This window comes from Primorskyibacter sp. S187A (genome assembly GCF_049800955.1).
Taxonomy (GTDB): domain Bacteria; phylum Pseudomonadota; class Alphaproteobacteria; order Rhodobacterales; family Rhodobacteraceae; genus JAKVBH01.
Genome location: NZ_JBNAGA010000002.1, coordinates 924,588 through 939,167, shown reverse-complemented (window position 1 = coordinate 939,167; position 14,580 = coordinate 924,588). Strand labels below are relative to the sequence as shown.

11 protein-coding genes are annotated in these 14,580 nt (G+C 58.2%); 6 read left to right on the top strand and 5 right to left on the bottom strand.

Annotation, left to right across the window (positions count from 1 at the left end; all coding sequences use genetic code 11):
* Positions 1-2: 2 nt before the first annotated feature.
* The 3 genes from ACP15S_RS15530 to ACP15S_RS15520 are packed head-to-tail and all read left to right on the top strand — an operon-like array spanning position 3 to position 4,866.
* Positions 3-872, top strand: coding sequence for a hypothetical protein (locus ACP15S_RS15530; RefSeq protein WP_425040552.1), 870 nt, complete (start codon positions 3-5; stop codon positions 870-872).
* Positions 872-4,141, top strand: a complete 3,270-nt coding sequence (locus tag ACP15S_RS15525) for a type I restriction endonuclease subunit R (protein WP_425040551.1) — start codon at positions 872-874, stop codon at positions 4,139-4,141. Before ACP15S_RS15530 ends, ACP15S_RS15525 begins: the two co-directional genes overlap by 1 nt.
* On the top strand, positions 4,138-4,866 hold the full coding sequence (locus ACP15S_RS15520; RefSeq protein ID WP_425040550.1) for a M48 family metallopeptidase: 729 nt from the start codon (positions 4,138-4,140) through the stop codon (positions 4,864-4,866). Before ACP15S_RS15525 ends, ACP15S_RS15520 begins: the two co-directional genes overlap by 4 nt.
* A 251-nt stretch (positions 4,867-5,117) precedes the next feature.
* On the opposite strand, the gene ACP15S_RS15515 is transcribed toward ACP15S_RS15520, so the two are convergent.
* The 3 genes from ACP15S_RS15515 to ACP15S_RS15505 are packed head-to-tail and all read right to left on the bottom strand — an operon-like array spanning position 5,118 to position 8,131.
* The gene (locus ACP15S_RS15515) at positions 5,118-6,623 is read right to left on the bottom strand and encodes a tripartite tricarboxylate transporter permease (RefSeq protein WP_425040549.1); all 1,506 of its coding nucleotides are present in this window, start codon (positions 6,621-6,623) and stop codon (positions 5,118-5,120) included.
* Entirely contained in the window at positions 6,620-7,102 is a 483-nt protein-coding gene (locus tag ACP15S_RS15510) for a tripartite tricarboxylate transporter TctB family protein (protein ID WP_425040548.1), read from the bottom strand. The genes ACP15S_RS15515 and ACP15S_RS15510 overlap by 4 nt, the downstream gene beginning before the upstream one ends.
* A 36-nt stretch (positions 7,103-7,138) precedes the next feature.
* Positions 7,139-8,131 (bottom strand): tripartite tricarboxylate transporter substrate binding protein, encoded by a 993-nt coding sequence (locus ACP15S_RS15505; RefSeq protein ID WP_425040547.1) that lies wholly within the window; start codon positions 8,129-8,131, stop codon positions 7,139-7,141.
* 349 nt (positions 8,132-8,480) lie between these two features.
* Here ACP15S_RS15505 and ACP15S_RS15500 point away from each other — a divergent pair, with 349 nt between their 5' ends.
* The 3 genes from ACP15S_RS15500 to ACP15S_RS15490 are packed head-to-tail and all read left to right on the top strand — an operon-like array spanning position 8,481 to position 12,493.
* Positions 8,481-10,673: a GumC family protein gene (locus ACP15S_RS15500; RefSeq protein WP_425040546.1), complete on the top strand. Its 2,193-nt coding sequence runs from the start codon at positions 8,481-8,483 to the stop codon at positions 10,671-10,673.
* Positions 10,674-10,715: 42 nt separating this feature from the next.
* The gene (locus ACP15S_RS15495; RefSeq protein WP_425040545.1) at positions 10,716-11,486 is read left to right on the top strand and encodes a class I SAM-dependent methyltransferase; all 771 of its coding nucleotides are present in this window, start codon (positions 10,716-10,718) and stop codon (positions 11,484-11,486) included.
* Positions 11,487-11,491: 5 nt separating this feature from the next.
* Positions 11,492-12,493, top strand: a complete 1,002-nt coding sequence (locus ACP15S_RS15490) for a GDP-mannose 4,6-dehydratase (RefSeq protein ID WP_425040544.1) — start codon at positions 11,492-11,494, stop codon at positions 12,491-12,493.
* A gap of 113 nt (positions 12,494-12,606) precedes the next feature.
* Here ACP15S_RS15490 and ACP15S_RS15485 read toward each other — a convergent pair whose 3' ends face one another.
* On the bottom strand, positions 12,607-13,812 hold the full coding sequence (locus ACP15S_RS15485) for a hypothetical protein (protein WP_425040543.1): 1,206 nt from the start codon (positions 13,810-13,812) through the stop codon (positions 12,607-12,609).
* A gap of 58 nt (positions 13,813-13,870) precedes the next feature.
* A complete protein-coding gene (locus ACP15S_RS15480) occupies positions 13,871-14,530 on the bottom strand; it encodes a polysaccharide biosynthesis/export family protein (RefSeq protein ID WP_425040542.1) in 660 nt (219 codons plus the stop codon).
* Positions 14,531-14,580 lie beyond the last annotated feature (50 nt).

Below are 14,580 nucleotides of genomic sequence, written 5' to 3'. Positions count from 1 at the left end.
CCATGCCGAGAAGTTTTTTCGCGCTTTGTCGTGTCAATGATCAGAACGTCGTGCGACGCATACCACTTCAAGCAGGCGTCCAGGGCGAAATCGAGCAACTGTTCGACCAGCAAGAAGCAGCATTTCTGGACGGTAAGGACAATGACCAGCCGTTCGATGGCAAATGGACACCGGATGATAACGACCTCTTGGTCATCGAAGACGCGCCTCTTCTTCAGCCATTTAACGATACACTTCAAAACGGCCCAGCCGCATATGATCGGTTGGATGTCGGGAACTATGACGAGGCGGGCATCAAGGCCGTCTTCATGCGCTCAGCGGTCAATCAAACGCGCATCTTGCTGCAACGATTTCAGACTTCACAATACCTGGCTAAGGGCAGGTTCACACTCCGGTTCGACAACAACCAATTCGCGAGACTTACGGAGCATGGGTTCTCTTTGGATACCAAGCTGACGGCTGTTATCGAGGGCCCGCAAGTCAAGTTTGTAAGCTTCGCGAACCTGCGGAAAATCATGACGATACAAGAGCATTTCGTGGCAGCTACAGAGGCAGAGGTGCAGACATTCGCTGGCCACGGTCACTTCCATGTTGAGAACGCGGCCCTCTTCGACGCTGCGATGGATGAACGAAGCCGCAAACTGATCAAGGGTGTTCTGGCATCGGGGGTCCTGGACCACAACGATGTTGGAACGATCAGAACGCGTGCTGCGGACATCGGACTAGAGATCGCTGAGCAAGACGGACGGTTGGTTCTGCCGGGTGACAAAAAGCGGCTGAAGGTGATCTTGAACTTCCTGGAGGAGGGTGTGTTCAAGGGTTCGTTCTCGAACGCTTTGTTTGAAACCAATTCGAAACGCACGGTTCAATAGTGTCTAGTCGCACACCTGACACCCGCGAGGAAGCCGCCTCCAAGCTGCCCGCCCTGCATTTGCTGATGGCGATGGGATGGGCGTATCTGTCTCCGGCGGATGCTCTGGCGTTGCGTGGGTCAGAGCGGGCTGTGCTGCTGGTGCCTGTGCTGCGCGAACGGCTCAAGGCGCATCGGTTCGACTTCAAGGGGGACACATATCCGCTGTCTGCTGGTGGTATTGATCAGGTCATCAGAGAGATCAGCGCGACGGGGCTGAACGAAGGGCTGATCCCCGCCAATGAGGCGATCTACAAGCACCTCACCCTCGGTATCACCGTCACCGAGTTCGTGGATGGCCAGCGCACATCCGTCACCGTGCCCCTGATTGACTGGACCGATCCAGCCGCGAACACCCTGCACGTCACCGAAGAGTTGAGCGTCGAACGCCCTGCTGGGATGGGCCGCTATCGGCCCGATGTCGTGTGCTACGTCAATGGCATTCCATTGGTGGTGATCGAGGCCAAGCGGCCTGTGTCCTCCACCAAGGACAAAGCGATGGTTGATGAAGGTATCAGTCAGCACAATCGCAACCAGAAGCCCGACGGCATTCAGGACCTCTATGCCTATTCACAGGTGTTGATGTCGATCTCTGGCACCGATGGGCGCTATGGCACCACAGGGACGCCTGCCAAGTTCTGGGGCTCCTGGACCGAGGAAGAGATCAGCGAGGCCGAGATGCAGGCCGTAAAGTCCACACCCCTGACGGAGGCCCAGAGCACGGCCTTGTTCGCGGACAAGCCTAAGTGGATGCGGGATGACTTTGACAGGCTCCACAGCGGCCCTGTGCTGCCCACAGAGCAGGATAGGTTGATCATCAGCCTGCTACGCCCCGACCGTCTGCTGGACTTCACCAGACGGTTCATCTTCTTCGACCGTAAGCTGGGCAAGATCGCGGCCAGGTATCAGCAGGTCCAGGGGGCCAAGGCGATCCTGTCACAGGTGGCGAACCAAAAGCCCGACGGTAGCCGTGAAGGTGGCGTGATCTGGCACACCACAGGGTCGGGCAAGTCGAACCTGATGGTATTTTTGACCAAGGCGCTGCTGCTGGATGCAGAGCTTGCTGGATGTCGCATCATCATCGTCACTGACCGTGTGGACCTGGAGAAACAGCTTGCCGCGACCTTCATGACGGGCGGAGCCTTTGGGTCTGCCGTGGCCACCAAGAAGGAGGGCGAGACCTCCAAAGTGCAGTCAGGCCGTGATCTGGCCAAGCGGATCGGGTCAGGGTCGGAACGGATCATCTTCACACTGCTCCAGAAGTTCAACTCGGCAACCAAACTGCCAGAGTGCAAGAACACATCCGATAAGATCATCGTCCTGGTCGATGAGGGTCATCGTAGCCAGGGCGGTGAGAATCATGAACGGATGCGTCAGGCCCTGCCCAATGCGGCCTTCATCGCGTTCACTGGGACACCGTTGCTGAAGGAAGACAAGACCCGCAACAAGTTTGGTCCGATCCTTCACGCCTACACTATGCAAGACGCGGTGGAAGATGGGGCCGTCACCCCGTTGGTTTATGAAGAACGCAAACCCATCGTCGATATCAACGACACCGCGATTGACGCCTGGTTCGACAAAATTACCACGGGACTCTCCGACAGTCAGAGGTCCGATCTGAAGCAGAAGTATTCTAGCCGTGGGCAGGTCTATGGTGCGGGTGGACGGATCGACCTGATCGCCTGGGACATCGCCACGCACTTCACCGAGAATTTTGCCAAGCTGGGCCTGGGTCTGAAGGCGCAACTGGCGACGGACAGCAAACTGTCAGCGATCCGCTACAAGAACGCCCTCGATCTGACGGGTATGGTAACCAGCGCGGTTGTGATCTCGGCTCCCGATACCAGGGAAGGCCACGAAGACACTGACGAAGCCAAGACACCAGAAGTCCAGACCTGGTGGAAGATGAACGTTGGCAATGACGCAGAGACCTATGAGGCGGATGTCATTGAACGGTTCAGCACCGATGGGGCCCCTGACATCCTCATCGTCGTGGACAAGCTGCTGACGGGCTTTGACGAGCCCCGCAACGCTGTCCTCTATATCGACAAGCATCTCAAGGGCCACAACCTGCTTCAGGCGATTGCACGGGTGAACCGTCTGCATGAGGCGAAGCAGTTCGGATACCTGATCGACTACCGTGGCATCCTGGCCGAGCTTGATACCTCGATCCAAGACTACCAGGACCTGGCCGAGGAAACGCAGGCTGGATATGAGATTGAAGATCTAGCGGGCACCGTGTCCAACGTGTCGGTCGAGTATAAGCGCCTCCCTGGCTTGCATGATGCCCTGTGGTCGATCTTTGCAGACGTGGCAAACAAGCAGGACACTGAACAGTTCCGCCGCGTTCTGGTGCCACAAGTCTCCGAGGACGGCACAGGCCACAGCATCGACCAGAACCAGAAGGTCCGTGAGGACTTTTATGATGCCCTGACCGAGTTCGGGATGTGCCTGAAACTGGCCCTGTCATCACGAACGTTCTTCGAAGATGGAGCCTTCGATGAGGGCACCATTCAGCGATACAAACGCGATCTGCGGTTCTTCACCGAACTGCGGGTGCAGGCCAAGCGTGACGCTCAAGAAACCGTGGACTTCTCCGAATACGAAGACCAAATCCGCCGGATGGTGGATAAGCAGGTCATTGGTCAGGAGATCGTGGACCCTGAAGGCTTTATCCGCGTCGATACCCTAGGCCAGTCCGATGATCCTGAAGACTGGTCGGACGAAAAGACTCGCACCGAGGCCGATGTCATCAAGACCCGCATCCGTAAGACCATCGAGCAGGACCTGATTGATGACCCGTATGCGCAGCGGGTGTTCTCTGATCTGCTGAAAGAGGCTATCGCAGCGGCAGAGGCCATGTTCGATCACCCAGGCAAGCAATACACGCTCTTCAAGGACCTTGAAGAACAGGTCGCAGCCCGACGCACCCCTGGTGTGCCAGATCGGTTCAAAGATCATCCAAGGGCCGCCGCATACTACGGGGCGTTACTGGACCAATTGGGCGGAACGGAGCAGCCCGAAGACACCCTGGTGGAGGAAGCGATGCTCATCGACAGCACCGTTGATGATGCGGTGCATACCCACTCCATCAACCCTAGCAGTATCGAGGCTGAGATACGTAAAGCCCTGCTACCCCGCTACTTCAAGTTCCTGGGTGGCCTCGACGATGCCAATGCGTTGATCGACCAGATTGTCGCTATCGTTCGGGCCGGAGCAAACAAGGCATGACGGCCTTCATGCTGGCATATGGGGCAGACCGGATTCCCTACCGGGTGACTTATGACGAGAACCGTAGGTCTCGTGTCGCGATCCATGTTAATCCAGACGGCACAGTCGCCGTGGATGCACCGCCTGGGTTCTCGGACGAAAGCATTAAAGCTGCTGTTCAGAAAAGGGCGCGATGGGTCGTCGGTCACGTCAGTGAGGCGAGGGAACGCTACGCCCATGTCAGACCCAGGGAATACGTATCCGGTGAACAGGTGCTCTACCTGGGGCGTCGCTACATGCTCAAGGTCATGTCCGTTGATGGCAAGCCTGGACCTGCACGGCTGCGAGGCAATCGACTGGAGGTTGAGACCGCGACAGGATCAACAGACGACATCAAAGGCCGTCTACGGGCCTGGTATCGGGTCCGAGGGCGAGACTACCTGAGCCGCCGCATTGACGCCTTGACCAAGAGCCTACCGTGGGTGGATGCACCACCGCCGTTCCGTTTGTTGGAGATGTCCCGCCAGTGGGGAAGCTGTTCTCCCTCAGGCGAGGTCATCATCAACCCTCACCTGGTCAAGGCCCCCCGCAACTGCATCGACTATGTGCTGATCCATGAGTTGGCACACCTGAAGCACCATGACCATGGGACTGAGTTCTGGCGGCTCATTGACACTCACGCCGGAGATTGGCGATCATCAAAGAGGTATCTCGATAGTCTGGTTGAGGTTTTGCTCACTGAATAGGTGCGCCCGTTTGGGACAGTCTATATCCCGATAACACAGGATAGCGCCGCACACCTTCGGGATTATTGTTTAATATCAATGTGGCTGGTGACCCTGCCGGGGTCGCCAAAACCGGCGAAGCGTGGCGTTCTTTCGCGACGCAAGCGACGCAGGTTGGTCGAGGGGCGGTGCGATAACAGGCGAGGGATCGCATCTGTTTTCGCCCAAAGCATTGCGTGAGTAGGAAAAGCAGCGCTGGAACTTTCAGTTTTTCAAAGCCGCTCTCGGCGCCGTCTCGCGCGGCGTTTCACAAATGGCACTTGAGAGGCCAGCATGAAGAGCAAAGCCACAGTCAGGACACAGGAAATCGGATGGCTGATAAGATCATACAAAAACTGGCCGATGTCCTGACGCGCGCCGATCATGGCGCGCCGGTAATTGGCATCAATCATCGGCCCCAGAATGACGCCGAGAATGATCGGGCCAACCTGAAATCCGTATTTCTTCAGGAAATAGCCAATCACGCCAAAGCCAAGCGCCCATGTGATGTGGATCGGGTTATTCTGGATGGCATAGGCCCCCACGGCTGACAGAACGACAATCAGCGGGAGCAAGATCGCGCGCGGGCACTCAACCACCTTTGTGAAAATGCGGACACCCGTCAGGCCAAAAACAAGAAGAAAGAGATTGGCCAGCGTCAGATTGCCGACGATGAACCAGAACAGATGCGGCGTGTCAGTCAACAAAAGCGGCCCGGGCTTCAGCCCATGAATGAAGAGCGCGCCAATGATGATCGCCGTCACGGCGTCGCCCGGAATGCCCAAGGTCAACATCGGAACGAATGCCCCACCAACGGCTGCGTTGTTCGCGGTTTCGGGGGCGATCAAACCTTCCTTCGCGCCTTGACCAAAGGGCACCTCGGGCTTTTTCGTGCTGCGCTTGGCCTGATCATAGGCCAAGAGCGCCGCGATATCGCCGCCGGTCCCGGGCAGTGCCCCGATCACAGTACCCAGCCCGGAGGACTTCAACCCCTGACCCAGATACTTTCGCACGTCCGACCACGAAGGCACGATGCGCGAAATCTTCTGTTTGATCGGCGCTTTGGCCACATGCTCCAATTGAACAAAGGCCTCGGCCATCCCGAAAAATCCAATCATGGCGACCACAAAGGGAATGCCGCCCATCAGGTTGATGGAGCCATAGGTGAAGCGCGCCTCGGCCGTCATCGGGTCGAGGCCGATCATCCCGATCATAACGCCCAAAGCACCGGCAAAAGCCCCTTTGGCAAAGCTTTCACCTGACAGGGTGCCAACCAGCAAAATGCCGATAATGCCCAGCAGCATATAGTCGCGTGACGTAAACTGAATTGCAAAATCAGCGATGACAGGCGCCGCCAGCGCCAGCGCCAAAACCCCAATCAAACCGCCCATGACAGACATGACCGTTGACAGGCCAATCGCCTCCCCCGCCAGACCTTTCTTGGCCAGCGGGTAGCCATCAATGGCCGTGGCGATCGCGCTCGGAGCGCCGGGTATGTTCAACAATATCGCCGTGCGTGCACCGCCATACACACCGCCAACATAGACGCCGGCGATCAAAGCCAAGGCTTCGTTTACGTCCCACTTGAACGTGAATGAAATCAGGATCGATGTCGCCATTGTGACGGACAGACCGGGGATCGCTCCGACGTATATGCCCGCAAGCGTGCCGAATGCTGTCAGGAACAACAGACCGGGATCCAGCCAAGACGTTGCGAAAAATCCAAGCGTTTCGATCATCGCCAAAGCTCTCCGGCTGGCAGCACGACCTGAAACACCACGCGAAAGAGCGCATAGATCAAGATGATGGAGCCGAGAGAAATGAGCGCGGACCAAAGCGGGCCACGCCGCCAGAGCATCCAGATTGCGACGAAGAGAAAACCGGCCGACGCGGGCAAGAACCCCACCGGGCCAATGGCAAATGCATAAAGCGCAACCAACCCGGCAAAGGGCAAGACGCGCAGAGGAAAGAGAAACGTGGCAAGGCCGCTAAGCCCATAGGGTGCAGCTGGCTTGCCAAATGTCTGGGCAAGTATGAGCGTCGCGGAGACCATCATAACGCTCGAGGCAACCATTGGCATGACGCCACCGGTTGTCAGCCCCCGAAAGCCCGAGATCGCGAAGGCTTCTGAAAAGACAAAGCCCGACACAAGCACCAGAAGGAGCGCAAAAACGCGCTCCCCCGGCCTCAATGTCTCGTTATTCGTTTCGGCGGTCATACCCGCACCGCGCGAGCGGCACGGAACAACTGTGCGTCAGGGCCGCGCAATGCCGAGCTCTTCCGGGCTGACTTTCGTAGCGCCCGTATCCTGAAGCGCCCATGTTGTGACTTGCTGCCATTTCGCGAGGAAATCGACGGCCTCCTGACCGCTCGTGTTCATGACCACGTTTCCGCGGTTCGCCATGAGTTCGAGAAAGCCCGCATCGGTTGCAGCGGTTGAAAACACCTCTGTCAGCTTCGCTTTCACATCATCCGGAACATCCGACCGCACGAAGACGCCGTAAAACGGCCCCCAAGGCAGGAAGCGGGCCATGTCAGGCAGCGTATCCGTAATCGCGGGAACGTCCGGCAATGTGGCCACGGGCTCGGGGTTAACGACGGCAAGCGCGCGCATCTTGCCCGCTTTCACCTGTTCTGCCGCGGCTGAAATACCTGTCGGCATAAAGTCGACCTCGCCGCCCAGCATCGCTGTCAGCCCGGGCCCTTCCCCATCAAACGGAATGGCCGTGACATCGAAATCTGTTGCGTTCGCAACCAAAGCACCGATGGTGGAGGGTAAACCGCCCGGGCCGGTTGACCCCATCTTAACAGCGCCGGGATTGGCTTTGATATCGTCAAGAAGATCCGTGAGCGTTTGGTATTTGGACTCAGCCGGCACAGCAATGACGGCCACACCACGCCCGAGGATATTGATCGGATACATGTCGCCATAATCAATGTCGGACACGCCCATGACGCCATGAAGTTGCGGGTTTTCCGCGCCATATAGGAAGGTGTATCCATCCGCAGGGGCCGCATTCACGAAAGCCGTCGAAATTGCGCCAGCACCTCCGGACTTGTTCAAAACAACAATCGGCTTGCCAAGGGCCTCTTCCGCTGCAGGGTTAACGGCGCGAGCGACCGTATCTGTTGCCCCACCGGCACCCCACATGACAACGCCCAGAACTTCACGTTCGGGGTATTCGGCCAGCGCCGGTGCCGTCGACAAAGCAAGGGCGGCAATGGCCCATTTCATCTGTTTGATCATAGTTCCTCCCAATGGCGTCGCTCTCAACGCCTTACTTGCACATGTGAGCATGTCGCAGGCTTACGCCAAGTCAACTTGAAATAACGCAGAGCCCGCTGCGCGTCGTCCTGCTCGATGCAAACACTGGGCGGTGCTAGCGCGCGCACACCCAGCGAAACGCAGCCGAAGATGCTGTAAAAATCGGCAAGGAAACACTTGGTTTCCAGCAGGGTATGCCATCGCAGATCAAATCTGCTGGTGGTGCATTTTGCTTTCTGCTAACCACGCGGGAAGGCGGCGTGTTTTGTTTGCCTGAGTAAATTTTCGTGTGACTATTCTGACATTTGCACATCGTAGCCGGTGACATTGCGTGAACCTTGGACTGAGTGAACACATCACAACGATTTTCCGTCACTGGGTGAAAATACTCCTGGTGATTTCTTCTGCCGTGACCGTTGCTGGCGCGGTCGCTTTTCTGTCGTCCAAAGTCTATGTCGCGGAGACGCGCGTTCTCATCTTGTCGCGCAGCCCTGCAGCGCGCGCCAGCTCAACCAATTTTACCGATGAGGCGCAAAATGCATCGCCGCAGGAGCAGGTTCTGACGCAAGTCGAAATCCTGAAAAGCCCTGTGCTTGCTCTGCAATTGGCCGAAGAGCTGGGGCCAGAGCGTGTTCTGGACGAAATGACTTGGCGCTGGGATTGGCTTCGGGCCTTGCCCAACAAGTGGAAGAACGAGGCCGTCATCGCGCTTTACGAGTGGGACGTGACCGCTGACTTCATTGCGGGCAGCGGCATCAAGAAACCAAGCCGCGAGCCCTCGCCTCCGTCCGTTGGTGCCGCCGCCGGCAAGATCATTCGCAATCTTCATGCCGATGCAATCCTGAAGACCGACATGTTCGGCGCGGCCTTCGCCTCGCCGGATCCGAAATTTTCGGCCGAGGTCATGAACGCGTTGATCGAACTCTACACCGAACATGTGATTGCTCTGGGTCGCCCAGCCAGTACGGCGCAAATCGCTCAGCTGGAGGCATCGCGGCTCGAGCAGGAGCTGCGCGATGTCGAAGATCAGCTGCGGACCTATTCAGTCGAAAACGAGATCGTGTCGCTGGAACGCCAAAAGGAGCTGCTTCTGGACCGTCTCTCGCGGCTTCAAGACGAGCTGGCCAATGCGCAGCGCGAGCGGCTGGAGGCGATCGAGCGCATTGCCGTGATCCAGAACCGCATCAGCGAATTGCCTGCGGAAGAGGCCGTCTCTGTCACAACCGTTGCCAACCCGTTGCTCGACCGGCTCAGCGAACGGCTCGCTCAATTGCAGACGGAGCTGCGCCAATTCGTACCGGGCAGCCCCTCCGCCAACAAATTGCGCATTGAGATTGAGGGCGTTGAAGCGCAACTGGCCTCTGCGGCCACCGATGTCCGCGGCTCGGAAACGGTGGGCGCTTCCTCATTGTATCAGAACCTGCTTGGCTCGCTCAGTCAGCAGCAGGCGGACCGTGTGGCCAAAGATGTCCGGGTCGATTTTCTGGAAACACAGCTGAAGAACGTGGACGCGGAATTGCGCCGCCTTGACCAGCTTGAACTGCGCCACACCGAGCTTGCCCGGATGGTGGCCGCCAAGGAAGAAGCCTTCCGCTACGCGCTGCAAAAACGCGAAGAGACCGCCATTGCCGATCAGCTTGCCGATGGCCGGTATCTGGCTCAGGTGGTTCAGGTGGAACCCGCTTACGAACCATCCCGCCCCGCCGCGCCGCGCCGGTTTCGACTGCTTGCATTGGGGCTGATCGCTGGCACTTTTGCGGGCATTGGTCTGGCTTACTTGCTGGAGTTTTCGCGCCGTCAGATGCTGACGCGCCGGGAGGTGGAAATTGCGCTTGGCCTGCCCGTCTTGGCCACGCAGCAATACTCAGGCTTCATTCGACGCCGCAAACGCGCAAACAGAACAGAGATCCGAACGTTCGTGTCCAGACTGCTGCACCGCGTTCAGCCCGGTGGGCGCCATGTTCTGATGTGCATCAGCGATGATCGCGCGACCGGTCAAACCTCCGTGGTGGGCGCGATTGCGGAAGTCATGCACCAGCAAGACGCGCGCGTCTTGAAAGTGCGGATTGAGCTCAATGCCAAAACGTCAGACGGCGTGCAGGTCGACGTGACCAACAATGATGGCACGCCAGTGACCGATGCGCGCGGGGCGCGCAACGATACCGCCGTTCTGAAGGGCGTCGAAAGTCGCATGCAAGCGGCCCTGGCGGATTTGCTGCGCGAACGCGGCAGCTTTTATGATGTCATCTTGATCGACCCCCCTGAGCTACACAGCTTTCCCGAAGCCCTCTTCATCGCCAGCATGGTCGACGATGTTCTGCCGGTGGTGGAAGCCGGGCGGACACGGGTGCGCGGCATTTCAGAGGTTATTGACGAGTTTCGTGAAGTGGGGGCTTCTGTGCCCGGCGTCATCGTCACGAAACTGAGGCACAGCCGATCATCCTGGGCCTTCTGCTGGATGGCCATGATGCGCCTGCGCTCGGCCGATCGCGCGCATGACGTCATGGCGGAACATGTGACGTAATCAAAAGATTAAACAACAAAAATTATTTACCGGGACTCTTTCATGACCACAGCTGCAAAACCCATTTCCGAGGTCGATCCCTCGCTATTGGTCACGGAGGACGGTCGGTATCAACCGTATATCTACTGGCTCGAAACCTGCGGCCTGTTCGATTTTTATGACTTTGCCCTGAGCAGGATGGGCGACATGTCCGGCAAACACATCCTCGATTGCGGCTGCGGCCCAGGTCATACCTGCGTGATGTTCACGCGCCGGGGGGCTACGGCAAAAGGCTTTGACGTTGATGATGGCGAGTTGGACAAGGCACGCCGGATTGCCGAGGCAAACGGTGTCGAGGTCGACTATTCGAACCAACGCTTCGAAGAGATCAACTACCCCGATCACAGCTTCGATCTGGCGTTTGGCTCTTGCGTGATCCATCACGTGGATATCGACGAGGCTGCGCGCCAGTTGGGCCGCGTCCTGAAACCCGGCGGCAAGGGCATTTTCATCGAAAACTCCAACCGCAATCCTTTTCTGATGCTCGCGCGTTCGCGGCTCGTGGGGCGGTTTGGCGTCCCGAAATATGGCGATGATGAAGAAGAGCATCCCTTGCGCGATGATGAGATTGAGCTCCTGCGCCAGGAATTTCCAGGGCAGGTCAACGTGCATTTCCCCGCGCTTGTCCTCTTCCGTCTGCTCGATTTCTACGTCTTCCGCCGCCGCTCCAAACTGCTGACATCGCTCATGCGCGGCTTGGACAAGGCCATTGGCAGCATCTATTTCATGCGCCGCTACAGCTACTTCCAGATCATCGAATTCCAGAGGGATTGAGCGCCATGACGGCAGGCTATTGGCACAACAAATCCGTTCTCGTCACAGGATGTACAGGCCTTGTCGGCTCCTGGCTTTGCGCCGAGCTGGTCGCGCAAGGCGCGCGCGTGGTGGGGATCGTGCGCGATCATGTGGCCCATTCGAACATGTTCGACCTCTCTTTGCACGAGCAGATGGATTATGTGCGCGGCGACATTTGCGATTACGAATTCGTGCTGCGCGCTATCAACGAATACGAAGTGGACACACTGTTTCACCTCGCCGCCCAGACCATTGTGGGCATTGCCAACCGTGCGCCGCTCTCGACCTTCGATACGAATATTCGCGGCACGTGGAACCTCATGGAAGCCGCGCGCCTCTCCCCTACGATCAAACGCGTTGTAGTGGCCTCGTCCGACAAAGCCTATGGCGCGCAAGAGGTCCTGCCTTATCTCGAGGATGCGCCGCTGATGGGATTGCATCCCTATGACGCGTCGAAGTCCTGCTGCGATCTGATTGCACAAACCTACCACCATACCTACGGGCTGCCCGTGGGTGTCTCGCGGTGTGGCAATATCTTCGGCGGCGGTGATCTGAACTGGAACCGCATCTTCCCCGAGACCTTCAAGGCCGCCTACGAAAACCGCGCGCCGGTCATCCGTTCCGATGGCTCCCCGACCCGCGATTACCTCTATGTTAAAGACGTGGCCGATGCCTATCTCTGCCTGGCGCAAGCCCAGGACGACGAAGCGCTACGTGGGCGGGCCTATAACTTCAGCTATGAATTGCCGCGCACCGTGCTCGAGATCGTGGATGAAATCCTGAGCACCCTCGGCAAAGGGCACCTTAAGCCAGATGTGCAGGGCGATGGGCCACCCAAAGGAGAAATCCCCGCGCAGTTTCTTTCGGCTGTAAAAGCCCGCAAAGAGCTTGGGTGGAAGCCAAAATTCGGGCTGCAGGACGGCATAACGGAAAGCTATGCATGGTATGCGCAGCTCCTCGATCGGATTGCTGCGCGCCAAAGCTGAACAAGCGGCGTTTATAGCACTTCGCGAGAAACCTGGATCACGAAACACTGGCAAGCAACGGCTTTCTCGTGATTTTCGTGATGCGCGTTGTCTCAGGTTTCCGTCGGAGTGCTTTAGCGACCGAGATCGCGAGAGAGACCGATGACAAGCCGATTGTCGGTCTCTGCCGTGCCGCCGCTTTCTTCCCGCGCCAGATCAACACGGCCCCACAGCCAATACCGATCATCCAACGCATACGACAGCTGGCCTGAGACAGTGACCGAGCGCACCCGCGTGTCGATTGCATCAAACACCTGCAAATCCTGCCAACCGAGGCTCACATCCAGCATGAGACCGCGTTCGACGCGCCAAAGCGCGCGAGCCGTTGCAGAATCGCTGACAGCGTAATCCAGAAGGCCCGGCACGGTTGTCACATCTCGCCCGGCGGTAAAATCATATCGCGCGAACCTCTCGCTGTGCCGAAGCGCGGCCCGCCAGAATGGCAGCAACTGGCCATCGTCTTCGCCAATCTGGACCAACCCCAAACTCGCCTCAGTGGCCCACCTTGGTCCAAGATCGTGCCGCAGCGTGGCGGCCAATTGGGCGACGGATTTGCGATCTGCGTCCTCGAAATGCGCCTCGCGCAGCTCCCCCTCAAACCGAAGGCGCGCGATCTCCGAAAGCGCGTATCCATAGCCAAACGAAAGGCTGGCCTCCTGCGTGCGCAGGAGGTCTTCATCATCCAAGGCTTCAAATCGATGGCCAAAGGTCACGTCATATTGCGTGCGGGCGGTGATCCCATGGCGATAGCCCAGGGCAAATGTATTGCTGCGCAGTTCTGCTGTGTCTGTGCCCCCCGTGACCAAGCGCTGACCACGCGTATCGCGGCTTTGGGAGTAGATATTGAGCAGGGTCAGCTGGCTCTGAGGGGTCAGAGCATAACTCAGATTGGCGCTGCCCCCATGGGCCGACAGGCCATCCTCCAGATCACCGCGCTCCAGATGCAGCGCGAGCTCAGCCGCATAGCTTGCATCCAGACGCAACCGGCGATCCGCATAGCGATATTGCACGCCCGGCGTCAGCGTCAGCACCTGATCTCCGCCGCCGCCACTGTTGTTCACCTCAAGTCCCGCACCCAGCCAAGGCGCCCAACCTGCCCTTTTGGGAAACGGCGGCGCGAGCGCTGTCATGCCCACTTGCGGCACCATCAAACGCTCGCGGATCGGCAATCGGTCCGGGGCCACCATGTTCAGCCAATGCAAAGGATCGGCAAAGCCGCGTTGCCCGAGCGGTGCCCGTACTGACAGCTCTTCTTGCGCCTGCGCCGGAGGCGCGCCCATAGCCAATGCAAAGGCACAGATGCCCAGAAGAGATGCCCCATTGCACCGCACTGGATCGCTACTCCACGATCACGGTATCGCCCGGACGCAAGGCAAAGTCGCGACCTGACGGGTTGCGCAGGAACGCCTCATAATCAAAGCTGCGACGGCTATCGGCGCCGCGCGACGGGTTATAGACGATGATCTGACTGCGGTTTGCGAAGGCTGTGAAGCCACCCGCCATGGAAATGGCCTGAACCACACTCACAGGCTCCGATACATCAAAGACACCCGGAGAGATCACCTCGCCCGTCACAAAGACCCGACGGGACGCCACCTCATTGAGCGTCACCGTCACCTCCGGCTGGAGGATGTTTTGGCTGAGCCGGCGCGTCAGCACAGAGTCGATCGCATTCAGGGTCATGCCTTCGGCTTTGACTGTTCCCACCAGCGGGTAATTGAACCGCCCGTCTGGCCCAACGATCACCGTTTGCACGAGGTCAGGATTGTCAAACACGTAGACAAAGAGCGTGTCACCAGGCTTCACGCGGTAGGTCCCGCCGCGCCGGAGCACGGGGCGATTGTCCTGCGAGGTCGCATTGTACGTGCCCTGTTCCGAGACCATCGTTTGGCTCTTCTCAGGTGCAACCAGCTGACATGCAGTGAGCAGCACGACGCTCAAGCCGAGCATCACACGTCGCCCAAAGGCCGTCACATCGTTATCCGATGCTATTTTCATTTTGAAATCCAGTAACTTAACCTGCTTGGCCGCAAAAATATCAGAATTCG

Bases quoted from the DNA above. Each gene is read 5' to 3' on its own strand.
- ACP15S_RS15515 (WP_425040549.1), bottom strand. From the start codon at position 6,623: ATGATCGAAACGCTTGGATTTTTCGCAACGTCTTGGCTGGATCCCGGT.
- ACP15S_RS15490 (WP_425040544.1), top strand. From the start codon at position 11,492: ATGACGGCAGGCTATTGGCACAACAAATCCGTTCTCGTCACAGGATGT.
- ACP15S_RS15510 (WP_425040548.1), bottom strand. From the start codon at position 7,102: ATGACCGCCGAAACGAATAACGAGACATTGAGGCCGGGGGAGCGCGTT.
- ACP15S_RS15485 (WP_425040543.1), bottom strand. From the start codon at position 13,812: ATGGGCGCGCCTCCGGCGCAGGCGCAAGAAGAGCTGTCAGTACGGGCA.
- ACP15S_RS15530 (WP_425040552.1), top strand. From the start codon at position 3: ATGCCGAGAAGTTTTTTCGCGCTTTGTCGTGTCAATGATCAGAACGTC.
- ACP15S_RS15505 (WP_425040547.1), bottom strand. From the start codon at position 8,131: ATGATCAAACAGATGAAATGGGCCATTGCCGCCCTTGCTTTGTCGACG.
- ACP15S_RS15495 (WP_425040545.1), top strand. From the start codon at position 10,716: ATGACCACAGCTGCAAAACCCATTTCCGAGGTCGATCCCTCGCTATTG.
- ACP15S_RS15480 (WP_425040542.1), bottom strand. From the start codon at position 14,530: ATGAAAATAGCATCGGATAACGATGTGACGGCCTTTGGGCGACGTGTG.
- ACP15S_RS15520 (WP_425040550.1), top strand. From the start codon at position 4,138: ATGACGGCCTTCATGCTGGCATATGGGGCAGACCGGATTCCCTACCGG.